General features: G+C 52.1%; 23 protein-coding genes, 1 pseudogene and 1 riboswitch. Of the genes and pseudogenes, 10 read left to right on the forward strand and 14 right to left on the reverse strand.

Annotation, left to right across the window (positions count from 1 at the left end):
• Nucleotides 1–123 precede the first annotated feature (123 nt).
• The 3 genes from NSQ73_RS24160 to NSQ73_RS24170 all read right to left on the reverse strand — a co-directional run bounded on the left by NSQ73_RS24160 (nt 124) and on the right by NSQ73_RS24170 (nt 3340).
• Nucleotides 124–438 carry a DMT family transporter gene (locus NSQ73_RS24160; protein ID WP_340988467.1) on the reverse strand — a complete coding sequence of 105 codons (315 nt, stop codon included), beginning with the start codon at nt 436–438 and terminating at the stop codon, nt 124–126.
• Nucleotide 439: 1 nt separating this feature from the next.
• On the reverse strand, nt 440–805 hold the full coding sequence (locus tag NSQ73_RS24165; RefSeq protein ID WP_340988468.1) for a DMT family transporter: 366 nt from the start codon (nt 803–805) through the stop codon (nt 440–442).
• A gap of 57 nt (nt 806–862) precedes the next feature.
• Nucleotides 863–975: riboswitch (guanidine-I (ykkC/yxkD leader) on the reverse strand.
• 82 nt (nt 976–1057) lie between these two features.
• Nucleotides 1058–3340 carry a glycoside hydrolase family 3 C-terminal domain-containing protein gene (locus NSQ73_RS24170; RefSeq protein WP_340988469.1) on the reverse strand — a complete coding sequence of 761 codons (2283 nt, stop codon included), beginning with the start codon at nt 3338–3340 and terminating at the stop codon, nt 1058–1060.
• Between the two features lie 120 nt (nt 3341–3460).
• On the opposite strand from NSQ73_RS24170, the gene NSQ73_RS24175 reads away from it, so the two are divergent.
• Nucleotides 3461–4762, forward strand: coding sequence for a helix-turn-helix domain-containing protein (locus NSQ73_RS24175; protein ID WP_340988470.1), 1302 nt, complete (start codon nt 3461–3463; stop codon nt 4760–4762).
• A gap of 185 nt (nt 4763–4947) precedes the next feature.
• Complete coding sequence (locus NSQ73_RS24180) at nt 4948–5310, forward strand: hypothetical protein (RefSeq protein ID WP_340988471.1); 363 nt, start codon at nt 4948–4950, stop codon at nt 5308–5310.
• Between the two features lie 104 nt (nt 5311–5414).
• On the opposite strand, the gene NSQ73_RS24185 is transcribed toward NSQ73_RS24180, so the two are convergent.
• The 3 genes from NSQ73_RS24185 to NSQ73_RS24195 form a co-directional block, all read right to left on the reverse strand.
• A complete protein-coding gene (locus NSQ73_RS24185; RefSeq protein WP_340988472.1) occupies nt 5415–5855 on the reverse strand; it encodes a DUF5680 domain-containing protein in 441 nt (146 codons plus the stop codon).
• Between the two features lie 516 nt (nt 5856–6371).
• Nucleotides 6372–9194 (reverse strand): glycoside hydrolase family 3 protein, encoded by a 2823-nt coding sequence (locus NSQ73_RS24190; RefSeq protein ID WP_340988473.1) that lies wholly within the window; start codon nt 9192–9194, stop codon nt 6372–6374.
• 180 nt (nt 9195–9374) lie between these two features.
• Complete coding sequence (locus tag NSQ73_RS24195; RefSeq protein WP_179093411.1) at nt 9375–10286, reverse strand: helix-turn-helix domain-containing protein; 912 nt, start codon at nt 10284–10286, stop codon at nt 9375–9377.
• A gap of 136 nt (nt 10287–10422) precedes the next feature.
• On the opposite strand from NSQ73_RS24195, the gene NSQ73_RS24200 reads away from it, so the two are divergent.
• Together NSQ73_RS24200 and NSQ73_RS24205 are read left to right on the forward strand one after the other, a co-directional pair.
• A complete protein-coding gene (locus tag NSQ73_RS24200; RefSeq protein WP_042134776.1) occupies nt 10423–11640 on the forward strand; it encodes a sugar efflux transporter in 1218 nt (405 codons plus the stop codon).
• Between the two features lie 14 nt (nt 11641–11654).
• Complete coding sequence (locus NSQ73_RS24205) at nt 11655–12074, forward strand: response regulator (RefSeq protein ID WP_340988474.1); 420 nt, start codon at nt 11655–11657, stop codon at nt 12072–12074.
• 77 nt (nt 12075–12151) lie between these two features.
• Here the strand turns inward: NSQ73_RS24205 and NSQ73_RS24210 are convergent, their stop codons facing one another.
• The 5 genes and pseudogenes from NSQ73_RS24210 to NSQ73_RS24230 all read right to left on the reverse strand — a co-directional run bounded on the left by NSQ73_RS24210 (nt 12152) and on the right by NSQ73_RS24230 (nt 15627).
• Nucleotides 12152–12850: an SDR family oxidoreductase gene (locus NSQ73_RS24210; RefSeq protein WP_340988475.1), complete on the reverse strand. Its 699-nt coding sequence runs from the start codon at nt 12848–12850 to the stop codon at nt 12152–12154.
• Nucleotides 12851–12880: 30 nt separating this feature from the next.
• Nucleotides 12881–13336 carry a VOC family protein gene (locus tag NSQ73_RS24215; RefSeq protein WP_042140871.1) on the reverse strand — a complete coding sequence of 152 codons (456 nt, stop codon included), beginning with the start codon at nt 13334–13336 and terminating at the stop codon, nt 12881–12883.
• A gap of 577 nt (nt 13337–13913) precedes the next feature.
• Nucleotides 13914–14094: pseudogene (locus NSQ73_RS24220) on the reverse strand (hypothetical protein); the annotation flags it as partial.
• A gap of 27 nt (nt 14095–14121) precedes the next feature.
• Nucleotides 14122–14949, reverse strand: coding sequence for a metallophosphoesterase (locus NSQ73_RS24225; protein WP_340988476.1), 828 nt, complete (start codon nt 14947–14949; stop codon nt 14122–14124).
• Between the two features lie 96 nt (nt 14950–15045).
• Nucleotides 15046–15627 carry a TetR/AcrR family transcriptional regulator gene (locus NSQ73_RS24230; RefSeq protein WP_340988477.1) on the reverse strand — a complete coding sequence of 194 codons (582 nt, stop codon included), beginning with the start codon at nt 15625–15627 and terminating at the stop codon, nt 15046–15048.
• 234 nt (nt 15628–15861) lie between these two features.
• Here NSQ73_RS24230 and NSQ73_RS24235 point away from each other — a divergent pair, with 234 nt between their 5' ends.
• Together NSQ73_RS24235 and NSQ73_RS24240 are read left to right on the forward strand one after the other, a co-directional pair.
• Nucleotides 15862–17352, forward strand: a complete 1491-nt coding sequence (locus NSQ73_RS24235) for a DHA2 family efflux MFS transporter permease subunit (protein WP_445669606.1) — start codon at nt 15862–15864, stop codon at nt 17350–17352.
• Nucleotides 17353–17519: 167 nt separating this feature from the next.
• Nucleotides 17520–17810 (forward strand): hypothetical protein, encoded by a 291-nt coding sequence (locus NSQ73_RS24240; RefSeq protein ID WP_340988478.1) that lies wholly within the window; start codon nt 17520–17522, stop codon nt 17808–17810.
• A 39-nt stretch (nt 17811–17849) separates the two neighbouring features.
• Here NSQ73_RS24240 and NSQ73_RS24245 read toward each other — a convergent pair whose 3' ends face one another.
• Together NSQ73_RS24245 and NSQ73_RS24250 are read right to left on the reverse strand one after the other, a co-directional pair.
• Entirely contained in the window at nt 17850–18191 is a 342-nt protein-coding gene (locus tag NSQ73_RS24245; protein WP_340988479.1) for a hypothetical protein, read from the reverse strand.
• Between the two features lie 161 nt (nt 18192–18352).
• Nucleotides 18353–20731 carry an ABC transporter ATP-binding protein/permease gene (locus NSQ73_RS24250; protein ID WP_340988480.1) on the reverse strand — a complete coding sequence of 793 codons (2379 nt, stop codon included), beginning with the start codon at nt 20729–20731 and terminating at the stop codon, nt 18353–18355.
• Nucleotides 20732–20993: 262 nt separating this feature from the next.
• On the opposite strand from NSQ73_RS24250, the gene NSQ73_RS24255 reads away from it, so the two are divergent.
• The 4 genes from NSQ73_RS24255 (at nt 20994) to NSQ73_RS24270 (ending at nt 24270) form a co-directional block, all read left to right on the forward strand.
• The gene (locus tag NSQ73_RS24255) at nt 20994–21668 is read left to right on the forward strand and encodes a response regulator transcription factor (RefSeq protein ID WP_042134758.1); all 675 of its coding nucleotides are present in this window, start codon (nt 20994–20996) and stop codon (nt 21666–21668) included.
• Nucleotides 21665–22708 carry a HAMP domain-containing sensor histidine kinase gene (locus NSQ73_RS24260; protein ID WP_042134756.1) on the forward strand — a complete coding sequence of 348 codons (1044 nt, stop codon included), beginning with the start codon at nt 21665–21667 and terminating at the stop codon, nt 22706–22708. The genes NSQ73_RS24255 and NSQ73_RS24260 overlap by 4 nt, the downstream gene beginning before the upstream one ends.
• A 309-nt stretch (nt 22709–23017) precedes the next feature.
• Entirely contained in the window at nt 23018–23332 is a 315-nt protein-coding gene (locus tag NSQ73_RS24265) for a helix-turn-helix domain-containing protein (RefSeq protein WP_340985281.1), read from the forward strand.
• 5 nt (nt 23333–23337) lie between these two features.
• Nucleotides 23338–24270 carry an IS3 family transposase gene (locus NSQ73_RS24270; protein WP_340985280.1) on the forward strand — a complete coding sequence of 311 codons (933 nt, stop codon included), beginning with the start codon at nt 23338–23340 and terminating at the stop codon, nt 24268–24270.
• Between the two features lie 301 nt (nt 24271–24571).
• Here NSQ73_RS24270 and NSQ73_RS24275 read toward each other — a convergent pair whose 3' ends face one another.
• Nucleotides 24572–25252 carry a hypothetical protein gene (locus NSQ73_RS24275; protein WP_340988481.1) on the reverse strand — a complete coding sequence of 227 codons (681 nt, stop codon included), beginning with the start codon at nt 25250–25252 and terminating at the stop codon, nt 24572–24574.
• Nucleotides 25253–25433: the final 181 nt, after the last annotated feature.

Here is a 25433-nt window from a genome sequence, read left to right on the forward strand (position 1 = left end):
AATAATGGAAGTCTCCTTATAGGATGAATGGTGTGACTTGCTACTTACTATACTTACCATATTAACCTTCCCGAAACATCCGGCAAGTGTCCAAATCATAAACTTTCAGCAGAGACGGCGGAATCAGCCGATCATCTTCAGCCCGGCTACAGCTCCAAGAATCAGCACGATGCAGAAAATACGCCGCGGATCGCGGGCCTCACCATAGAACACCATACCCATAATCGCGGCTCCAGACGCGCCAATCCCTGTCCAGATCGCGTACGCTATCCCCATCGGCAGACTCTCCATCGCCAGTGACAGCAGCAGGAAGCTTGCACCAAAACCCAGGACAAGCAGACCAGCAGACTGCCAGTTGCGGTTCTTATGCAGCTTACCAATCATGGCCACCCCGAACATTTCACATAACCCGGCAGCAATCAACATTACCCATGCCATATTAATTCAGCTCCTTTGCTTGCTTATCCGGCCCATCCGCAGGCGTGGCCAGCTTCAGACCAACGACTCCGGCCAGCAGCACCAGTATCAGTACCAGCTTCAGCGGACGCAGCGGCTCACCGAACAGGATTCCGCCGGCCAGAACGGTTCCCGCAGTCCCGAGCCCGACAAATACAGCGTAGACTGTACCGACCGGCAGCCTGCCGCTGGCCCATATGAGGGCGTAGAAGCTGACCAATATTGCTACTATCGTTATCGCCCATTCCCAGGGGGCCACAGCGTGCTTCAACCCGATTACCCATACCACTTCAAAGCAGGCGGCACCTGCAATCAGTGCCCATGACTTGCTGTTGTTATTTTTGCTCATTTCTCTTCTGCCTCCTGAAAATAAAATAAGCCCGGAAGGTTATCGTCGTATGACGATACCTCCCGGGCTTTTATCCCTCCGTGTATACACGGCCATGGTTCACTCCGTGCGTTCTCCCTCGGACCAGACCAGCATCGCACAACAGCTGCGGAACCCTAGAGAACAAATAAAGCATTATTAAGTTACATCGTATGTTAGCAAATTGCGCTGCGAAAAGCAACCCCTATATTCTTCCGGCACCGCTGCTGCGTCTTACTCCTGTCCGGCCAATGCGTTCAATTCACGCAAATCCTCAGCCAGATCAGCTTCGGTATATTTGCCCTGGCCGAAGCCGATCAGCGCGCGCAGCGGCATGTACTTCATCATGGCCAGGAACATTTCGGGATTATCTCCCATCGCATCTTCCATCCCGAAGATACTGCCGTAATTCTTCGCTTTGCCCTCAGTCAGCGGATTCGCCAGCAGATCACCGACCGTAGAGTTACGGTGGAACCTTACGGCCAGCTTCGTCGTCGATACTACCTCCAGCTCTGCGGTGAGGCGGATATCCCGTGAGGATGAGCCTACGGCGATAGTGAACACTCCGCTCTCCACATGCCAGTCGGCCAGCTTCACATTGTAATAGGCAAAGGACCGCTTGTTCAAAGTAAAGGTTACCTCGCGCTCTTCCCCCGGCTGCAGTTCAATCTTGTCGAAGCCCTTCAGCTCCTGCAGCGGACGGATTACGCTGCTCTCTACATCGCTGACATAGAGCTGCACGGTTTCTTTACCTGTTCTGCTGCCGGTGTTCTTAACAGTGACCGAAACCTGTACAGTGTCTGTATCCTTGATGCTGGTCTGATCCAGCGACAAATTGCTGTACTCGAATTCTGTATAGCTGAGTCCGAAGCCGAACGGAAACAGCGGCTCAATTTCTTTTTTATCATAATAACGGTAGCCTACAAATAAACCTTCCTTATATTCCACAGTATCGCCTTCCCCCGGGAAGTTCAGGAATGAAGGATTGTCGCTCAGCTTCTGCGGGAACGTCTCCGCCAGCTTGCCGCTTGGGCTTACTTCACCAAAGAGCAGATCGGCCACCGCGCCGCCAAAAGCCTGCCCCCCGAGATATCCTTCCAGCACGGCCTTCGTCTGCGGCAGCCAAGGCATTTCTACAGGAGAGCCGTTGCTGAGTACCACGATAATGTTACTCTGAACCTCAGCCACAGCATGGATCAGCGCCAGATGGCTCGCCGGAAGCGACAGATGGCTGCGGTCATATCCTTCCGATTCATAGCGGTCAGGCAATCCGAGGAACAGCACGGCAGCATCCGTCTTCCTTGCTGTATCCCGGGCTTCCTGCAGCAGCTCCTCATTAACCTCATCGCTGGCCAGCTCATACCCCTGTGCGTAGAGGAAGCTTGCCGCATCACCAGCAACCGCCTGCATCTCGATGAAAGCATCATCCAGCTTCGTCGGATTCACATGCGAGCTGCCGCCGCCCTGATAGCGCGGTGTCTTGGCGAATTCACCGATGATTGCAAGTGTGTCGCTCTTCGCGAGGGGCAGAATGCCATCCTCATTCTTCAGCAGCACCATGCTCTCCCGGGCCACCTCACGTGCGAGCGCATGATGTTTGTCCTGATCGAAGACTGCCTCTTCGTCCCGGCTGTCCGCACTCTTGAAGATAAAGGCCAGCATCCGCTCTACCGCAAGATCCAGAGTCTCCACGGACAGCTCCCCGTTGTTCACTGCAGCTACGATCTTGGCGTCGCCGATGCCTCCGCTTGACGGCATTTCCAGCTCCAGACCCGCCTGCAGCGCCTTCACCCGCTCATTGACCGCGCCCCAGTCGGACACAACAAAGCCTTCAAAGCCCCACTCGTCGCGAAGCACTTGCGTCAGCAACTTGTGGCTCTCTGAAGCATACTCACCGTTCACCTGGTTATAGGAACACATAACGCTCCAAGGCTGGCTCTGCTTCACCGTGCCTTCGAAGCTGGCCAGATAAATCTCGCGCAGGGTCCGCTCATCAATAACGGCATCCACGGACATCCGGCGGTGTTCCTGATTATTGGCGGCAAAATGCTTCAGTGAAGTGCCGACACCCTGGCTCTGCACTCCCTTCACATGATACGCGGCCATCTCCGAAGCCAAATAAGGATCTTCCGAGAAATATTCAAAGTTCCGGCCATTCAGTGGTGAACGCTTGATATTATTGCCCGGCCCGAGCAGAACAGCGACATTCTCGACCTGACATTCCGCCCCCAATGCCTCGCCTACCCGGGCAATCAGCTTACGGTCCCAGGAAGAAGCCAGACCCGCCGCTGACGGAAAACAAGTCGCCGGTACGCTGTTATGCAGGCCTAGATGGTCCGCACTTCCCTGCTGCTTGCGGAGACCATGAGGCCCGTCCGTTACCATCAGTGAAGGAATGCCCAGCCGTTCAATGCCTTTGGTATTCCAGAAATCATGTCCGGAGCAAAGTCCGGCTTTCTCTTCAAGTGTCATTTGTGAAATAAGCTGCCGGATATCCGCCGCTGTTGCCGTTGCCATAATGTAGCCCTCCTAAGAATGCGTTTTCTTTTCTTTATTTTAAACGACTTGTTCCGGAATTTATGGCATTTTAATTGGATTTTTGGTAATTTGGTTATATGAGAAAAGGAAGTGTTAGTTATGCCCGAGGACATGGAAGAACGCGAAGGAATAGAATATATCTGCAAGCTGATATATGAGGCTTACCGGGTTCCGGTCATGTGGCTGGATGCCGCAGACACTCCCCGGCTGACCCTGCCTCCGGCATTCGAATGCCGCCAGGCCGTCCAGGGAGATCACGGCCTGCTTCTCGAGGTCATGGATATGGCACGCAGGAGCAGTCATGCGGCAACGGCTGCCGGGAAGGCTGCCCGCATGACTGCTCCGCCGTATCTGCATACCACCGGCTTCCTGGAGAATTTCATCATTCTCCAGCTGCCTGAAGCAGATCGCACCGGTGGGGCCATCGTCATCGGTCCGGTGCTAAGCGCACCGGTCACCGGAGATAACGCGGCCAGTCTGATGCGCGATTACAGCATTCCGCCGGGGCAGCAGGATGGCTGGCTGCAGTATTACCGCAGCTTGCCCGTGCTCAGCCGGATGCGCTGGTATCACGCCGCGCTGCTGCTCTACACCCTCGCTACCGGTGAGGCATTGTCCATTACGGAGCTGCTGCTGGCTGCGGGCAAGGCGGATCAGTCTGGCCCGCAGCCGGATGACAGCCCGGATCTGGACCTGTCCTACCGCCGCGAGAACACCTGGCTGCACCATGATCCGATGCTGGAGCGGGAGATGTTCCGCTATATCCGGAACGGGGACAAAGCAGGGCTGCTGCGGACCCAGGCTTCTTTTTCGGAAGAGAGCTACGGACGGTTGTCGAAGAAAAGCCAGCTGCGCAGCAAAAAAAATCTGGCCGTCTCCTCCATTACACTTGCGACACGCGCAGCGATCGAAGGCGGGCTGTTCTGGGAGATTGCCTATACCCTCAGCGACTTTCACATCCAGCATATTGAAGAGCTTCACGATATTCCGGCCGTGGACCGCGCCCAGCTTGCCGCTCTCTGTGACTTCGCCGACCAGGTGCTGGGCAGCCGCAGTTCGAAGCTCTCCCGCATCTCCGCGCTGTGCCAGAATTATATATACAATCATTTATATGAACAGATTCCGCTCAGCAGGCTGGCCGAATTCACCGGACTGAACGCCAGTTATCTGTCCCAGCTGTTCAAAAAAGAGACCGGAACCGCCATCAGCGATTATATCCAGCAGGAGCGGATCGAAGAAGCCAAACGGCTGATGGAGCTGCCCGGCATTACGCTGTCGGACATCGCCTCCCGTCTGCATTTCAACGACCAGAGTTATTTCACCAAAGTGTTCAAGAAATACACGGGCCTCACTCCCGGACAATACAAGCAGGATTCAGAGCGGTTCTCCCGCTTCACCTAAGCAGACAGCTGAAATAAGCTTCTGATTATTCCGAGTTATTCCGCGCCTGCGCTCTGCCTTGCCGTACAATCACAGCATAGATTTGCAAAATTATGGTATGATCCGATTAAGGACGCTTTTATACTTTCTTACAAAGGAGCGATTCACCTTGATCGGTAGCATTGTATTTGTTGGAGTAGTTGTGTATGTCGCTGTGCTGGGGATTAATCACAGTAATCGTCTTCAACGCAAGAACAGGAATTACGGGAACAGAAATAACTCTGCAGACAGTTACTTCTTCACGGGAGCTGATCCGAACAGCTCTGCCGGGGACAGCCGCAGCGATGATCACCGTCACAATGACGGGCACAGCGGAGCCAGCCATCACCACGGGCATCACAACCACAGCCATGGCGGCAGCAGCTGGGATAGCGGCAGCCATCACGGCGGCCACGGCGGCTGGGACAGCGGCGGTCATGGAGGACATGGCGGCGGCGATTTCGGTGGTGGTGGTGGCGATTCCGGCGGTGGTGGCGATTCCGGCGGCGGCGGTGGCGGCGATTGACTGAACAATAGAGTCTCCTCTAGGCCATGAATGGGCTGCTTGGGAGGCTTTTTGTGTATGAGCATGATGGTTCGGGCGGGCGTTTGGCAGGAAAGGACGTTCCGCGTGCTACTCCTTAATTAGGCCGCCATGAAACATACATTCATAGACCATTGTATCTCCGGCCCAAATCACCTCTAACCCGTTGAACCAGGAGAAGTCCCCGTCTACTGAGCATTTATAGATGAAACGGCCATCCGTATAATGCTCCGGCCCGCGAAAGGGCTTATCCTCACGCACCAGGAACAGAGCGGCTTTCAGGAAGTCACCGCTGAAGCCTTCCGCGGTCACACGCCCGGCGTAATTCATCGCCCACAGCGGCTGGTCATCCTCCCACAAGGCTTCCTCTCCGGCAAACTTCTCCGAACCGAGGTAGGTGTCTATGTATTTCAAGTTCCCGCGCACAAATTCCAGATCATGAGACGCCGGCCGGGACGGGATTAACTCCGGCCCCTTACCTGCATAGGTTGCTTGCTTGGCCTCCATCAGAAACTTGATCTTGTCCATCATAACTATCATCCTCCCGGAAAGTTAATCCAACCACTCCATAATAGAACATACGTTCTGTACAGTCAGTGACTTGTCTCCTAATATATGTATCTAAATTGGGGGGACTTAAAAATGTACCGGGCATGAGTGACAGGCCACTGGGAAGCAAGGTGTACTTGAGCTGGCACTGCGGAGTGCATAGCGGATAGTTGTATTTCGTACAGCTAAAAACCGGCGAATAACCGCATGAGCAGGGATAACTGTATTCTGTACAACTAAAAAACGGAAAAGCGTCCTTTTATGGCATAGGAGAGTTAAATAAGTGTACAGAGTGCAATTAAACCTCCGCCTGCACAAAAATAGCCTACTTTAGTTGTACAAATTACAGTTATCCCATGAACAGGGGTACGCTAAGGAAGGAATTACTATCCAATCCAATTAAAAAGCCCCCGAACTGCACGAAGGCAATTCAGAAGCTTTTTGGACATCACATATAATAGTTAGCTTAAGCTGTGATAATCTGCTAACCGCTACCTTTTACAAAGTAAATTGAAAGCGGCTGAGCAATACCTCACCAGTGAATACCAGGTACACATCGTCGGTTCCGGCATCTACACCCGCAATCGCGGACTGGCTATGCCATTTCTGGGCTTCGCCTGCCGGGATCTCCAGCGTTGCTGCCAGCTTACCTGAAGGGCTTCCGGTTCTGACTTCAATGCTGCCGCCCTTCACGGAAGATACGAGCACTTCGACGCCAGCTGCGCCCTTGGCAAACTGTACATTATTGAAGGCAATCCAGGCCCCATCCTTCACCGGATGTACCGAAGCTCCGCCTGCCTTGCATTCATCCAGGAATACCGCTTCATAATCATCGTAGTTCTCGGCTTTGACGGCTGTGTACAGGTCACGCGCCGGTACAGTGTCACCATGTACTCTAATCTTGGCCGACAGCTTGATATCGCCGGAGGAACGGCCCACAAGAATGTTATATTCTCCATCTTCCACACAGTATTGCTCACGGCTTACATCCCAGAAGGCGAGATCAGACACCGGCAGAGTAAAGGCTACGGTCTGCGATTGTCCTGCGGCCAGATAGATTTTGTCAAAACCCTTCAGCTGCTTGAGCGGACGTCTGATCCGGGTCGACAAGGACTGCACATACACCTGAACCACTTCAGCGCCGTCTACGCTGCCGCTGTTCTCCAGCTCTACCGTCAAGCTGATCGTGCCATCCTCCTGCACTTCTTCTGCTTCCAGCGACAGCTTGTTGTAAGCCACCTGCGCATAGCCCAGACCATGGCCGAACGGATACAGCGGCTCCCCGTCGAAATACAAGTAGGTTCTTTTGCCTTTGATGATGTCGTAGTCCATGAATTCCGGAAGCTGATCCACAGAGCGGTACCAGGTCATATTCAGTCTGCCGGATGGGCTGTAATCGCCGAACAGGACATCTGCCACCGCATTGCCGAGCTCTTGCCCGCTATGGGAGGTGTACAGCACCGCCGGAATATGCTCATCGATCCAGGTGGAGGAGATCGGATAGCTACCGACAATGACAACCACCGTATTCGGATTGGCGGCATAGACCGCTTTAACCAGGTTCTCCTGCTCTACGGGCAACACGATATCCGGCCGGTCGATCTCTTCCTTCCCGTTCAGCAGCGGATGGTTGCCGACGAATACGACCGCAACCTCGGCGGCTTTGGCCGCTTCTACCGCAGCTTCTACGCCGTTCACTACAACGTTCTTATGGAATAGCTCAGCTGCGGCAGATGTTTCTTCTTCAGCAGCGCGAATGGTTCCGTCCTCATCACTAATAAATAGCGGCTTATTGTTCCAGGTCCGCAGCGATACCGTACCTTCCGCTTCCGGCACCAGATTCAGCGACTCCTTCACATACCAGCCGTAGATCTCATCAGCGGAAGCTGTCAGTGTGCCGGCATCCGTCAAGGTGACATACTGCCCCCTGCTTGTAGCCTCCAGGGTATTAGCGGTCCAGCCCCAAGCCGTATGGCGGAACAATTCACCGCGCTCCGGCTTGTCATGCAGCGCCGCCAATCGTCCGTCTTCACCGGTGATGCCCACCGTCCGGCCGCTGGCCGCTGAGGTTAAGAGAATCCGGTCACTGCCGCTCTCGAAGGAGACCTGCTTGCCTGCCAGCTTCTTGGTCACTCCCTGCAGAGGTGTCACCGCATAAGGCAGTGTGCCGGAATACCAGTCTCTGAAGGCTTCGTCCCCCAGCGGGCCGATTACGGCTACCTTGGACAGCGCGGATGCACTCAGCGGGAGGGCTGCGTTGTCATTCTTCAGCAGGACAATGGATTCTTTGGCCGCTTCAAGAGACAAGTCGCTATGCGATTTACTGAGAATGACGGAATCATCAATTGCCGCATAAGGATTACCTTCCTCCGGATCGAACTCACCCAGCCGGAAGCGGATGCGGAAGGTGTTCGCCAGCGCACGGTCCAGATCTTCCTCGGTCAGCAGGCCTTCACGGAGCGCCTCATGGATGACTTTAATGGTCTCCTCCGTCTCTTCGGTTACACTGTCAATCCCGTTCTTGATCGACTCAGCCATCGACTGGGCGAATGAATCGTAATACTTATGGTCCTTCACAATCCCGAACAGATCCCCGGCATCGCTTACAATGAACCCGTCCATTTCCCATTCACCCTTCACAATCTCCATCACGGCCGGGTGCAGGATAACCGGCACGCCATTCACGGAGTTGTAGGCGGTCATCATGGATTGTGCTCCGCCTTCCTTGAAGGCCGGCTTGAAGGCTTCCAGATAATATTCACGCATATTCCGTGGATCAATGCTGGATGAAGCCACACCGCGGTCAATTTCATTGTTGTTGCCGAGGAAGTGCTTAAGGGTTGCTACCGCTTTCAAATACACCGGATGATCGCCCTGGATGCCTTTGACAAGTGCGGTGCTCAGCTGTCCCGTCAGCTCAGGATCTTCCCCGTAGGCTTCCTCTGTTCTGCCCCAGCGCGGGTCCCGCTCCATGTCCACGGTCGGTGCCCATAGGGTCAGGCCGTTAACGGTAGGATTCTTCCGGTAGAACGCCCGGGCCTCATCACCGATCGCCGAACCGATCCGCTGCAGCAGCTCCGGGTTCCAGGTACAGGCCAGTCCGCTTGGCTGCGGGAATGAGGTTGCTTTGCCCAGCCACGAAATCCCGTGCGCCCCTTCCGTACCATGCTTGTAACCGCCTACACCAATACGGTCAATCGCCGCCTGATATTGCGGCATCAGACTTACCTTCTCCTCCAGCGTCAGCCGGGAGAGCAGATCCTGAACACGTTCATTCAGCTGTACTTCAATTTGTCTAAACGGATATGTAGCTGTTTCCATTAATAATCGCTCCTTCAATCTTTATGATAACGGTTTCATCTCATCCAAAGCCAGGCGTTCACAATCCTCCGCACAGCCCGGTTGTTCTATCCTTCCTCATCATAAAAGATTAGCGCTTACAGCAACACCTGAACAATTGACATAAAAATCAGTTCATAATTAGAGAATCACCAGCTGAATTCAGGAGTTGCCGGGCTGCGGGGGATCTCCGTGCGGATAATGAAACTTCAGCGCATCGGCCGACAATCCGGTAAATTTAAGGTCCCCGCTCGTAATTACATAATCCCCTTCCGGCTTGTTCTCCAGCGGCCGCTTGCGGATCTCTTTGGGGGAGATGCCGTACCTGGCCTTGAATACTTTGTGGAAATAGGAATAGGTCGCGAAGCCGCAGGCATTCGCAATATTCTCCAGACTGAAGTCGGTATAACGGATACGCTCCAGGGCGTTCGACAGCCGGATTTCCTGCGTGTATTGAATGATGGTATACCCCGACAGCTCTTTGAAAAGATGCACCGCACGCGACACGCTGAGCCCGGCATGATCCGCAACATCCTCTACCCGTAGCGGACTGAGCGCATGCTCGTTAATGTAGCGGCGCATTCTCATCACCATTTCATTGGACCGCTTCGGCGCATCCTCAACATTGGCGGCTTCCACCGACAAGCGGTCAAGCGACAGGCAGAGCGCGCAGAGCAGATGGCGGATCAGCTCGGGGCTGTCCTGGACGATCCGGTGCTGCTCCATGCTGAGCTGCTGCCACAGGGACAGCATGCCGGCATCCAGATGGATCCGCTGATGCAGCAGACGGGGCCGCGATTCCCACCACTGCTGAATCCACGAGCCTTCACAGAGCAGGTAATAATCGCCGCTCTCAATCCTGCCGTCCATTTCCTCCACCACCAGATGATAAGGCTCTCCGGGCTGATAGATGAGCAAATCGCCGGGTTGAATGGTTGTCATTCTCCCGTTGACCAGCGCCTTGCAGCTGCCTACCACCTGCAGCCGGAAGAGGAAGAACGGCGGGGGAGTGAATGAGGTTTTGAAGGGCAGCGTATGAAAAGAATACGCGCAGGCATGCAGTCTCACGTCCACAATCGTCACCATCCCAGCCAAATAGTATATTTTTATGATCAGATAAAACATTCAATATTCCCAAATAATTAACTATACTATAACCAAATCAAAGATAAGTCCGCAAGCTTATGCCGAAAGGAACTCCACTGCCTCCATGCTGAAAAGAACCTATGCCCTGCTTCTGATTCCAACCTATCCGATATTCATGCTCTGCATGCTGCTGCAGGGAATGGCCATTTCGATCAGTGCCCCGTTCCTGGCGGTCTACTTCACGGAAGAGCTTGGCGTATCCGCCGGAACCTTCGGAATCTTCACTGCCGTGACGCTCATCAGCGGTGTCGTTATAAGTATGTTAATTGCCAAACGCTCGGATACCGGCCTGAGCCGCCGCAAGCTTATGGTCATCTGCATGACGTTTAATGCCATCGCTTTTGCCGGATATATATTTATTCATGACTTCTACCCGCTGCTGATCTATATGACTGTGTTCACCGCAGCCGGTGCCCCGGCGATGCCGCAATTATTCGCTAGTAGCAGGGAAGCTGTGAACGCCAGCGCGTCCGCTGACCATGCCTTTGCTAATTCTACCTTACGCTCTATGTTCTCACTCGGATTCATCAGCGGTCCCCTGGCAGGAGCCGTTCTGCTGGGCCATTTCGGATATCAGGGTGTGTTCCTGTCTACCACCATATTTTTCTTACTCAATGCGCTGCTTGTATTTAGTTTCGTACGTTCATCCGCAGTTGCAGCCGTCAGACAGGCCAGCAAAAGTGTACACAAGCCGGTACGGCTGCACCGGAATACCCGGGTGCTGGTGCCTTTTCTCGTCCTGACCCTGCTCTATGCCGGACACTGGGCCAACAACCTGAACATTTCACTCTTCATCATCAATACGCTTGGAGGCAATACGCAGAATGTGGCTTCGGTTGCAAGTATATGCGCACTGCTGGAAATTCCATTCATGTTCATGCTTGGCTTGTTATCCGCCAAATATTCTAACAAGCTGCTGATGGGCTGGGGAATCGCGCTCGGCGCAGTCTATTACCTGCTGGTGCTTGGAGCCGGAGAGCTGTGGCAGCTCATTGCCGGACAGGTGCTGCTGGCTTTCTTCGTAGCCGTAATCTCAGCGATTGGAATCAGCTATATCCAGGACCTGCTGCCGGACCTCCCGGGCTACGCATCAACGCTGTATACCAATGCTACAACGATTGGCAGACTGACCGGAAGCCTGACAGGCGGAGCAGCCGCACAGTGGGTCGGCTACCGGCATTCTTATTGGCTGTGCCTGATCCTTATTGTATGTTCACTGGGACTGCTGCTATGGCCGCAGCGTTCCCCGGAAGAGAAGATTACCCATCAGATGGCATCCTGACAGGAGGAATTCCTATGCAAATACTACTCATTGACGATAACCCTCATGTACGTGATCGCCTGAAGCACATGCTGGAGCAGCTCTTCCCCGAAGCGGCGGATATTCTGGAATCCGGCTGCGAGCCTTCTGCCCTGCGGCTTATTCAGAAGCATAGGCCTGAACTCATTATTACAGATGCCAGGCTGCTGCTGCTTAGCGAAGATATGCCGCTCGACCAGTGGTATGATCAGCATACTCACGGCAGAATCATTGTCACCAGCAGCCATGAATTTGTCCTGAAGGCCTTCTGCCAGGGGGGCATCGATTCTCTGCTGAAGCCTATTGAACTTGGTGCGCTGGAAGAAGTACTGTTTGGATCAGCAGGCATGAGCGGCGGTTATGATCATCCCTATCTTGAACAAGCGGAGCTCCAGCGCTCAGACCAGATGATATGACCTGAAATTACGGCAGGACACAAAAAGAGACCGGCGGTGAACGATCCGCTGATCTCTTTTTCAATATATATATAATTCTAAATCTCCATATCCTTGCCTGTATAATCCACGAACATGAAGTGTCCCTCCGGCGCGGTGCGCTGCTCAATCAGGCTGAGAATACCTTCCGCACTGGTGCGCGGGCTCGTTGGCGCTTTCGCTCCGCCCATATCGGTGGGCATCCAGCCGGGATGCACGCTGAGTACATGTACACCACGCTCTTTCAGGGTAACATGCAGCTTCTGCGAGAACATATTAAGTGCTGTCTTGGAGATGGTGTACGGGTAGCTGCCCGGGTAAGCATTCGTAATGCTGCCCGCCTCGGACGAGATGTTGATGATCGACGCATCCGGCTCTGTAAGCAGCGGCAGGAAGTGCTTGACCACCCGCATCGGTCCATACAGGTTAATATCGAGCGCAAGCTGCATCTCGGCAATATCCAGCTCTTCAAGCGGAGTATCCGAGGCATTCAGCACGGCAGCATTATTAACAATGGAACCAAGCGTCCGCCCCTCTTCCTTGAGGCTGGCAGTAAGCGCCGCGATCCCCTCTTCGTCCGTAACATCGAGCGCAGCCACCGTCAGCTTGTCTCCATAATCTGCGCTAAGCCCGGACAATGCGTCTTGCCCCCGGCTTAAGTCACGCACACCGGCAATGACTGAATGTCCGCGTTCCAGCGCTATCGTAACCAGATCCAATCCCAGTCCCCGTCCGGCCCCGGTAATCAGTATATTCATATGATCGTTCCTCCTCTATGACCCTCTTACTTATTTATCGTTCTCCAGCAGCTCCAGGATCACCTTCAACTCTTTGAACGTATCCATATAAGCATAACGCCCTCCGGTGTACTCCCCCTTCTGTTGAAGCGGGAAGCCCTTGCCTTCGAGCAGCATAATCTTCTCCTTCATTCCCTCCACTGCAAAAGCAATGTGGTGAAGCCCTTCCCCGTGCTCATTCAGATAGTCGCGCCAAGTGCTCGGCTGATGATCTGGTTCAATCAGTTCCAGCTGCAGGGAGCCCATATCGAAAAAAGCGAGCTTCGCACGAGCCTCCGTCGCCCCGCCATTATAGTTAGTCTGAGCAATATCTGCCGTATCCGTAATGCCGATCTCCGGTTTCTCGATACCAAAGAAGTCCGCATATGCCGCGCTTACCTTCTCGATATCATTCACCAGAATTCCAATCTGCGTAATGAAGTGATTCCCAAGCAATCCTGACATCAGGCTATACCTCCTTCTATTCTGACCAGACTACCATACCCAAACCATGAAAGGGCTGTCAAGCCTGGCACAGAGAAGTTTCACGGTAAATGACAACAGACTTTGCTCTTCAGAGCAGCGAATCCCTGGACTTCAAGTGACTGTCCGCAAGAATCACCGACTTAACCCTCCGGATGTGCCGGAGACCCAGTGACTGCCGACAAAAGTAATGAGCCAATCTGAATTCCTGCATAGAATACAACATTCTGCCCGTCAATACGGCCGTAAGCGGGAATGTTGTACGAAATGCAGCAATTCTCGCCATCCAAGCTGATTAATGAAACAATTCTTGTATTTCGTACAACAATCAGCTCAAATACTCCGGCATCTGCGGACTAGAGTTGCAAAATATACAACAATTCTCCAGTCGTCAACTTGAGAGGGCCTCATTATCAGCAAATTATATAAGGCACACGACTTCTCCCATTACCTATGGATTGGCACTTGGCTGGCTGGTTATAGCCTTAAATGCGATGCACCGGGCCCCTCTTCTGTTGTCTTAATCTTCCGCTCCCGGCTTCATCCGGTACTTGCTCTAGTTCCGCAGCTGGGTCAGGAAATCGACGAATTTCATATCGAATTCCTCTTTGAACAAATGGCTGGCATATTTGCCCGAGATCTGGAACCGGTCGCTTAGATGCTTAAGCGAAAGATCGGGATTATCGAAATTCTCTTCTATATATCTTCATCTCGCTGATCATCGCCCGGTAGCTCTTCGATTCAAAATATAATCTGGAGCCGGAACAGACTCAGTGTGCAATATACGCGTCGACTTTATATCCCGAGCCGCTGCTGGTTAATTTGGCATTATAGTAACCCATGTTTCCATCCGGCTTGCATTTATAATCCCCGGAGCAGCCGCAGACGAAGAATTTCGTCCGTGGGTATCCCGGATTAATATTGCTAAGCTTCCGGTAGAATTTATGTCCATGATGTGTGAAGATAGCCAGGACCCTGTCTCTGGCTTTTACCGGAATCGCCGAGAAGAACCTTGATGTCTCCGCAGCGCTGAGCACATGACTGGATTCAACCGTAATTCCCTGCACTCTTAGCGGCCAGTGGAAATCAATAATATAGAAATAGCGGTCATCCAGATTGCGCAGCAGAGTGATACTTGCCGGAGTGAATTGTCCCAGAGCACAATCAAGCCATACATATTTCACCTTCCCCTGTGTGCCCGGGAAATTCATCTGTCCGGTAACCGCCCCCAAGTATTGTGTAAATAGGGACCGGGTGCTTGCCTCCCAATTTCCTATAGAGGCCTTATACGGGATGCTTCCAAGTGTGCTTGTTACTGTATCTTTGAAGTCTTTGTAATACGCGTTCGCATTGTTCCCGTGATCCGCTCCTGCCTGTGCATTATCTCCGCCAAAGATGAAAAAGCGCTTATTGCCGCTGCTCACTGCTTTGGGCAAAAGACTTTTAAAAATACTCAAGCTGTTTCCGTATCCCACATGGCTGTCGCCAAACACCGCGAATTCGACGGTCTGAGCCTTTATTCTGCGTTTCACTCCGGGCACAGTCTGGCGCTTTGCAGGAAGCACCCTTTTCCGTTTTGGACCTGTCTGCCTCTTCACTTGGAACCACCTCATATCAATAGATTCGCGATGCACAGTGATATCTACTATATATATGCGGAATGAATTGGCGGTTCTTGGACCGATGGACCTTCCTTAACTTGAACGCAGCGAAGTGATCTGTTTGGCCAGATACTGCGGCGAATACGGCATATCCTCCCGGAGCCAGGCGATGATCGTACCGATAAGGGCTGCTGAGCCGTACCATACGGCAATATCCTTCTGAACCGTTACTTCAGAAGCATTGCGGGTAGCCAATCTTCTCTCCACCCGGGTGGAAATGATATCCGCCATCAGCCTGAACAGACGATCGGTGAATATCGTACTCTTCCGCGACGTTAGCACAATTTTATAGAATTTGGCATTCTCCGCAATATGCGTCAGCAGGCGCTCCAGCATCGGCCATTGTTCTCCTTCTGCCGCTTCCGGATTCCCCATATAACCGCTTACCACTTGAAGCACGTCCTCGGCCATATCATCCGCCATCTTCTCCATCATATCGGGGATATCCCGGTAATGCAGATAGAAGGTCACCCGGTTAATTTTGGCCCGTTCCGCGATACGGTTGACCGTAATTTTCTCAATGCTCATTTCTTCCATCAGATCAATTACAGCATCTCTCAGCAATTGGCGTGTACGCAGGACACGAGGGTCCGTGTGCGGGGGAGCTTTCGTCATTTTAACCACTCCATTCTTCAACGTTCAAATCGCAGACTACACTTTTCAATAAAATGTCGTTTATCACCTATATAAACTACATTAATGTCTTAATCGTAAACTAATATACAGTTTTTCAGAAATCGTTGCTTGATTACATGAAAATTTCATCTATAATCTACTTTATACATTGTAAACTATACAACACACTGTAAATTTAGTCCATGATTCGGCGATTTGAAAGGATGGAGAATAGTGAGTAACAAGACAGACATTAAAGACAGTTCCATCAAAAAGGGACCTATTCTTTTCGTAATGATTCTCGGTGCCTTTCTGGCCACACTGAATCAGACGATAATGAGCGTTGCCACACCGGAGTTAATGCATGACTTCAACATCACGGCTGCAACGGCCCAGTGGCTGACCACCGGGTATATGCTGGTTAACGGTGTACTGATTCCAATCACAGCTTATTTGATGCAGCGTTTCACTACACGTGAGCTGTTCCAGGCATCTATGTTTATCTTCTTCGCAGGAACGGTCGTTTCCGCTATGGCGACAAGCTTCCCGATTCTGCTTACCGGACGTATGATTCAGGCAGCCGGTGCCGGTATTATCATGCCGCTGCTGACCAATGTCATTTTAACCCTGTTCCCGCGTGAGAAAAGAGGCGCCGCCATGGGTATGGTCGGGCTCGCCATTATCTTCGCCCCGGCGATCGGCCCTACTCTGGCCGGATATATTATGGAACACTACTCTTGGGAGACTATGTTCTACGGCATGCTTCCACTCACAGTCATCGTTATCGTATGCGGATTTATTTATCTGAGAAATGTAGCAGAGCGTTCTTATCCAAAGGTCGACTTAACCAGCGTGGCCTTGTCCACCATCGGATTCGGAACCTTGCTGTACGGCTTCAGCCGGGCGGCCAGCGCAGGCTGGTCGAGCGCAGAGGTGCTGTTGTCGCTTGCTGCAGGTGTGATTTCCCTCGGCTTGTTCGTATGGAGACAGCTGGCTTCGGATAGCCCGCTGCTGGATCTGCGGGCCTTCAAATATAATATGTTCTCCCTGACCACTGTTATCAGTGTCATGGTTACGATTGTGATGTATGCAGATATGATGCTGCTGCCGCTCTACCTGCAGAACGCACGCGGCTTCACAGCGATGGAATCCGGCCTGCTGCTGCTTCCCGGCGCAGTCATTATGGGCCTGCTCATGCCGGTTACCGGCAAGCTGTTTGACCGCTTCGGAGCGAAATGGCTGGCCATTATCGGCCTGCTGATCACGATCCTCGCTACCCTGAGCTTCGTGAATCTGACCGACTCGACAAGCTATGCCTTTCTGATGCTCATGTCCACCGGACGCCGGATCGGAATGGCGCTGCTGCTCATGCCGATTCAGACCCTCGGGCTGAACCAGCTGCCATCCAAGCTTAATTCGCATGGTACAGCCATCTCGAATACTGTAAGACAAGTGGCTGGCGCTGTGGGTACTTCCCTGCTGGTTACCGTAATGACCAGCCGTACCACTACCCACATGAAGGATATGATGGTAAGTGGCGTGCAAGACACCAAAGAACACATGATTACAGCAGCTACCATCCAGGGGATCAATGATGCGTATCTGGTCATCGTGGGTATCGGCATCATCGGCCTGCTGCTCTCCTTCTTCATCAAGAAGGTAGGCCAGGCCTCGGAGAAAGAACCCGAAATGAAGCTGAAGACGGTTGTTGCCAAGGAAGTCTAGGTTATGCAAAAGGGGCTATCCCAAAAGCCATGAAATGGCTGCTTGGGATAGCCCCTTTTTTTATGGACGGCACAACCGTTACTGCCTGCCTCCTCGCATAAACCAAACGCTTGTAGTACAATAATATCTTGGCTATACATTATAGAAGAAGAGTAAGAGGTGCCCGGATGGCTATTAGCTTCACGAAATCTATGCTTAACCGCTTAAATCAGGAAATCACAGAGATGGAATCGGGTATAGCAGAGCTACAGAAGAAGACCCACAAGACCCGGCTCAAAATTACCCAGATCGAAAAAGACTGCAAATTAAGCACTTCCCCCAGCGCACTTAGCAGCAAAATGAGCCGGATCACCAAATTACAGGCAGAACTCAAAAAAATCTCCCAGCAGCATTTAGAGCTGTCCAAGGAGATTAACAAAAAGAAGTCCACGCGCGCCCAGCTGCCTTCTGCGGAGTAATCCGTTTCCTGGCTGATCGGTTTAAGCAGAGCCCGGCAGTTAGCCCTTCTGGTCTTGCCGGACACGCAGCCAGGCCAGCAAATAGATCACGCATAAGAAACCCCAAAAGTAATTAGCGAATATACTCTGCCCTAATGCTGCGGAGAGTAGGATATGATACAGACAAGTAAATACAAAAAATGACGCTAATACCACGTTCATGGTTCTGGCGGATACCTGCTTCGGAATGGCGCTTCTTGAAATGAGGTAGGCAGCGGCAACAGCGACGGCTAAAGACAACACTATCCTCAGATTCTGATTCTTGAACATATCATGCATTGTAATCACAGCCGCCAGTCCAACAAAACACGCAATGATTTGGATGATATTTCTCGTTTTCATTCGATCCCTCCTGTGCACTTGAATAACTCTCATTTATGTTATTTTATCCCATACACTTCTTACTTGTCTGTGATTAATGGCAATTAACGCACAAAGAACCAAAGGAACGGATTCCCTTGGTTCTTCAGCATTTCATTCAGATGGCTCAGGACTAAGCCTGGTTATTCACTGCGCAGTGCAGCAACCGGGTCCTTCTTCGCTGCCATCTTGGCCGGAATCGCACCGCCGAGCATGGTCAGCAGGACGCTGATCACGCCTAGAATGAGCGCATGCAGCGGGTTAAGCTGAGCCACATTCTTCAGCTCGGTCAGGTTATACAGAATCGCGTTAACCGGAATGGTCAGCAGATAGGTAATTCCGATCCCCAGAATCCCCGAGCAAGCCCCGATAATGAAGGTCTCGGCATTGAAGACCCGTGTAATATCCTTCTTGCGGGCCCCCAGCGCACGCAGTACGCCGATCTCCTTCGTCCGTTCCATAACGGAGATGTACGTGATAATCGCGATCATAATCAGTGACACCACCAGGGAAATTGCTGCAAAAGCAATCAGCACCATCGTAATTCCGTCCATAATCCCGCCGGAAATGTTGGTGACAATAGCCGCCAGATCGGTATACTGCACCTGATCCTCCGTTGCCTTCCCTTCATTCCATTTGTCCAGATAGGCTGTAACGGATTCTTTGGCACTGAAATCAATCGGGTACAGCGAGACTGCGCTTGGAATTTCAGTTGCCCCCAGAGCGGCAAGTGCATCGTCTTTAGTCAAGGAAGCCAAACTGCCTGCTGCTGCCATACCAGCGTTCATGAGGGGAGAACCGCCCATTGCACCACTCGAAGCCATGCCGGCTACCCCTTCTGACAAGGCCTGCCCTGTCAACACATTGATATCTGCGGCTTCCTGTGCAAGTACAATCTCAGATTTCTGTGCATCGGCAATGAACGTTGCGGCCAGCTCATCGGAATAGACAATGCCGGGAGACAGCGTAGAAATGCTGGAACCTTCCTGCCCGCGGAGAACACCAACAATGTTCAGCGTCACGGCATTAGGACTGTTGTAGAGACCGGTCAGATCAGCAGCTGTTCCATTGACAACAAACTGCTCACCATTTTTCTTATAATAATCATTGTTCATTACCAGCTTCAATTGAGTTCCGACAAGATCGCTCAGATTGATGCTCTCCGCTTCATAATCCAGCCCCAGAGCATCCACTGCTGCATCGGTCAGACGGTTGTATTCATCCACGATGAGCACAAGATCGGTCTTCTCTGTGGGAAATGATCCTTCCAGCAGGTCATAGTACTGCTCCAGATAGCTTCCCGAGGCACTGCCCTGTTTGCTTGGATATGGGGCTACAGTGATATTGCTTTTATCCAGCGTGGTTGCCTTGTCCCCATCCATAACCAGCCAGTTCATATTCACGGTACGGGTATAAGAGACGCCGTCAATCAGCTTCGGATCGATTCCATCCAGATACTCGATATACTCCGGGGTCAGCACATTCGTATGCATTGCTGAATTCACGGTGGGGTCATACGGATAGAGCTTTTTATCTGCCGGATATGAGGTAAGTTCCGTTGACTCTTGACCCGGAGGACCTGCATTCTGCAAATTAATCGCCGTCTGGTTAATAGAGATCGGGAAGTTGGACAAGGCCCCGGTTTCATACGAGCTGATCTGTTTATCGAAGCCGTTGGACAAGGACAGGATCAGCGCGATGCCAATAATTCCGATACTTGAGGCAAAAGCGGTCAACCCCGTACGCCATTTCTTGGTGGCGATATTTTTACCGGATAATTTCAGTGCTGTGAAAAAGCTCATGCTCGTTTGCTTCAGCTTATACGCACTTGAGGTCTTCTGCGTGGCCAGCGGATTGCTGTCCGAGATCGCATGACCGTCCGAGAAGCGGATGACGCGGTCTGCATAGCTCTCTGCCAGCTCCGGATTATGGGTAACCATGATCACCAGCTTATCCTCCGCAATGGTCTTGATCAGCTCCATGATCTGCTCACTGGTCTCTGAATCCAAGGCGCCTGTAGGCTCATCCGCCAGGATAATGTCCGGATTGTTCGCCAGCGCACGGGCAATTGCTACACGCTGCATCTGTCCGCCTGACAGCTGATTCGGCTTTTTGTGCACATGATCCTTCAGTCCAACCTTCTCCAGTACTTCAAGCGCCTTGCGGTGCTTCTCGGCTGAAGCTATCCCGCTGAGCGTCATCCCCATCTCCACGTTGTCTGTAATGCTCAGATGTGAGATCAGATTATAGCTTTGAAAAATAAAGCCGACACTATTATTACGGTACGCATCCCACTCGCTGTCTTTGAAGCGTTCTGTCGATTGGCCGTTGATGATCAGCTCTCCGCTGTCATACTGATCGAGCCCGCCGACGATATTCAGCAGCGTGGTCTTGCCCGAGCCGCTTTGGCCGAGAATCGCGACGAATTCACTTTCCCTGAAATTGAGATTCACTTTATCCAGTGCAACCTGTGTAAATTCGCCGGTCTTGTAGCTCTTGGTGATGTTTTTTAATTGCAGCATTGTCCAATCTCCCTTTCCATCCCTGTAATCATTAGTCTCTCTGAAATCTTCTAGTCTTACTGTACCCCAGTATAGCCGCCCAATATAAACTAAACCTAAACTCCCAGTTGAGACTGGCTTGATCTTGATGAGGTATACTAAAATAACCCCACAAAGTGGTGCTTTGGCTTCGAGGGTTACTCCGGTACTTTGCGGGGAACCCAAAACCATATATAAACAAGCTATACGTTGAATAACATGGACCGTTCCAGGAGGAGACCTTATGTTTAATATTCTTGTGGTTGAGGATGATGCCAAGTTACGCCAGCTCTTCTGTACCGTGCTCACCAGAAACGGATACCAGGCCTTGCCGGCCGTGAATGGCGAGGATGCGCTGGACGTGCTGGATAAGGAATATATTGATCTGATTATCTGCGATATTATGATGCCCCGGATGGATGGCTTCGAGCTGACGCGGACGCTTAGGGACAACAATCAGCAGCTTCCCATTCTTATGGTGACCGCACGGGAGAATTTTGCCGATAAGCAGCAGGGCTTCCTCGTCGGGATCGATGATTATATGGTCAAGCCGATCAATGTGAATGAGATGATCCTGCGTGTCGGGGCACTGCTGCGCCGGGCCAAAATCATCAGCGAGCGCAAAATCGAATGGGGAGAAACCGTGCTGGATTATGATACGTTAACTGTAATTCAGGGGCCTGAGAGTATCCTGCTTCCGCAGAAGGAATTCTATCTCCTCTACAAAATGATCTCTTATCCGAATAAAATCTTCACCAAGCAGCAGCTGATGGATGAAATATGGGGAATGGATTCCGAATCCGATGAGCATACGGTGGTGGTTCATATTAACCGCCTGCGTGAGCGATTCAGGGATAGCGCTGATTTTGAAATCGTCACCGTCAGGGGACTTGGCTATAAGGCGGTGAAACGGGGATGAGGAGCGGCAAAAACAGCGGCCTGTGGTGGTATTTTGTATCCATGGTATTTATCATCATTCTGTCGTTTGTCTTCATTATGGCTGTGCTGGCTTTCCTGTATTTCCGGGTAGAAAATAACACCTGGGAGCACGGGAACCCCTTTCCGCCTATTCTGACTATGGTGTTATTCAGTCTGGTCATCGGGACCACCATCAGCATTATGGTAGGCCGCAAAATATTGTCCCCGATTACGGACTTCAGCAAAGCGGCCAAGGAGATCGCAGGCGGCAACTTCGACATCTATTTGAATGAGTCGCACCGCGTCAATGAGATCAGTGAGGTGGCACATCACTTCAATCTCATGGTCCAGGAGCTGCGCAGCATCGAGACCCTGCGGAATGATTTCGTTGTCAATGTGTCTCATGAGTTCAAGACCCCTATTGCAGCTATCGAAGGCTACGCCATGCTTCTGCAGGAAGAGAACCTGAGCAAAGAGGAGCATGACGAATACACCGGGATGATCATCGAGAGCTCACGTCAGCTGTCCAATCTATCCGGCAATATCCTCAAAATATCCAAGCTCGAAAATCAGGAAATGCTTACCGAGCTGGCTGAATACCCTCTGGATGAGCAGCTCCGCCAGGCGCTGTTGCTGCTGGAGTCCCTCTGGTCTGCCAAGCAGCTTAATCTTAATCTCGACCTGGAGGAGCAGCGCTATTATGGAAATGAAGAGCTGATGATGCAGGTGTGGCTCAATGTGCTTGGCAATGCGATCAAATTCACACCGGAGGGCGGGGAAATTTCGGTCTCCATTCAAGCGGACAGCTCCTGGATCTCCGTAATGATCTCCGACACCGGGATCGGCATGACTCCGAAGGTGCGTAAGCATATCTTCGAGAAATTCTACCAGGGCGACCCCGCCCGCGCCGCCGGAGGCAACGGCCTCGGCCTGCCGCTGACCGCGCGCATCATCAGCTTAAGCAAGGGAACCATTGAGGTGCGCAGCGAGCCGGGGCAAGGCTCGGCGTTTACGATCAAGCTGCCGGTTGCGGGGGAGTAAGCGGGGAGAGCGGGGGAAGAGGAGGGCAGCGGCGGAGCAGTTGCTCCTCAGTGCCATCTGACGCCCGTTTTTGGCAGAATTAGCGGGATTTATCCCTCTAATTCCAGCCTTTCGCCCACTTGGAGCGGCATTAGTGGGATTTATCCCTCTAATTTCAGCCTTTCGCCCAGTTGGAGCGGCATTAGTGGGATTTATCCCTCTAATTTCAGCCTTTCGCCCACTTGGAGCGGCATTCTCCACAGCCCCCTAATGAAGTTGGAGTCCTCCCCCATAAAAATGTAGACTGAATACAGGAGGAGGATGAACACAATGGGAAACTTAACAGGAACAAGAGAGAAGGCAGCGCAAGAGGTGTTGTCTGGCATTAAGGCAGCGGTGGTTGCCCGAAAATATGGGGTGACCCCAGCGACGGTGAATCAGTGGGTGAGAGATTACCGAGAGGCCCATGGGGAACAAGATCATCCGTATCCCCAGGAGCAGGTGGAGGAACTGAAGCGCCTCCTGGAAGTGGAGCAGAAATACGAGAAGGCCGTCAAGATACTCGGCGAAAAGGAGTTAGAGATTGAGATTCTGCGTGAACTGCTAAAAAAGCCAACCCCTGCTTATCCGAAAAAATCGAGGTAGCCGACATGTTCATTAAGCAGGGGAATACAGCAGCTTTGGTACTGCGTCTCATGGGGCTAGCAGAGTCCACGTACTACGACCGTAAGAAACGCAGGTCACTGTCCCCAAAGGCCGTTCAAGGGGGGCGTGGAAGACCCCAGCCAGGCTACTCCTTTAACGAGTCTGGGGAAAAGATTAGTGACGAGGAGATCCAGGAATGGCTGCTGGAATTAATCGCTGGAGAAGAGCACGTGTACGGGTACAAACTCCTGGCCAAGTGCTTGTGGAACCAGCACCGGTTGAAGCTCAATCACAAGAAAAGCTACCGGCTGTGTCAGGCGCTGGATATCCTGCAGCCCCAGCGTCAGAAGCGCTTTAAGCATCCCCGGAAGCTGCCGGAGAACCGAGTCATTACAGGAGCGGGCCAGCTCTGGCAGATGGACATTAAATACGGGTATGTGGAGGGACGTGACCGGCATTTCTTTGTCCTGAGCATTATCGATGTGTTTACCCGCGTCATCGTCGGCTACCACCGGGGATCGTCGTGTGAGGCCAAGCACGCCTGCCAGACGCTGGCGCGCGCCATGGAGCATCACTGCGCCCCTGACAGCGCACGCCCTGTGATCCGCACCGACAACGGCCCACAGTTCGTCAGCCACCTGTTTGGCGACATGTGTGAAAGCTGGGAAATGACCCATGAACGTATTCCGCCTCGAACGCCGGATTTAAATGCTTTTATTGAATCATTCCACAGTAATATCGATCGGGATTTGTTCCGCAAAGAGGCATTCGAAACGTTCGAAGAGGCCTATGAAGCGGTGGACCGGTACATGGACTTTTACAACAATCGCAGAATGCATACGAGCCTTCGTAACCTGCCGCCAGCTACCTTTGCAGAGTGGGTGCTGACCCTAGAAGACCGCTCCCGCTTCTTCTGGCCGAGAGAAAAAGCGAAATAAAGAGCATATCTACAACAAGTACTGATTTTATACGGAGGACTCCGGGATAAGGGGGTCGCACCGCATTAGTGGGATTTATCCCTCTAATTCCAGCATTTCGCCCCGTTAGAGCGGCATTAGTGGGATTTATCCCTCTAATTCCAGCATTTCGCCCCGTTAGAGCGGCATTAGTGGGATTTATCCCTCTAATTCCAGCATTTCGCCCCGTTGGGGCGGAATTAGTGGGATTTATCCCTCTAATTCCAGCATTTCGCCCCGTTAGAGCGGCATTAGTGGGATTTATCCCTCTAGCGTTAGTACTCTACCATAACTCTATGTCCATAAAAGATGGAATAAGCTCATACCGGCACACTCTGTTGCCCCCCTGCACCAACACAGGTTTAAACTTACCTTTTTCACATAGAGAATTCATATATTTCTTTACTGTACGTTGATCAATCGCAAGTTCGTTCACCACCTCCACTGGCCGGAGGAACCCGTTCTTACGGCTGGCAATCCGCAGAATATCCAACTCTATCCTCGTATATTGCCGGCTTCCTTCATCCGTATTTTTCAACAAACATGGGGTAAGTAAGGCTTTCAGCAGAGAAATTGTCAGCTCCGGTGCAGACTCCAAATCATCATAAGGGATCGCAACCACACGGTACCCGGCAATTTGCAGATACGTTTCCCTGTTAAGTTCCTGGCGGTAGCGGGTCCGGTCTGTATTCTGAACATGCGGCCCGTACCCTTTCACCTCAATAGCTACCTTAACCTGACCCGGCTTCCATACAAAGTCAACAAAATAAGGTCTTCCCCGCCAATCCGCTACCTCATACTCCGGGTGAAGATCGTCCATATTACCAAAAATCGGCCACCACACCCGCTCCACAAACATTTGCTCACCATGCCGGTGTCCCCGTTCCAGCCGGTCCAGACGTTCCCCGGTTCTCCGTTTCTTGTGATACTCCAGCCATTGGTGATGCTCTTCAGCGAACCCCATTCCTCTATTCCTCCTCTGCAAAATCCCCCGCCCCCCGCAAAGAGGAGCCTTGTCTTCTTTGATTGCCCGGTTGCTCGGCGTAGACTCCAGAACCTATAGTTTCTGGCGGAGTAATGCACACAAAAAATCCCGCACCCAAAAATCATGGGTACGGGATGTGCTTCATCCGTTTTATAGATTA

Origin of the sequence: Paenibacillus sp. FSL R10-2736, from assembly GCF_038000245.1 — a bacterium.
Classification (GTDB): Bacteria; Bacillota; Bacilli; order Paenibacillales; family Paenibacillaceae; genus Paenibacillus_AQ; species Paenibacillus_AQ phytohabitans.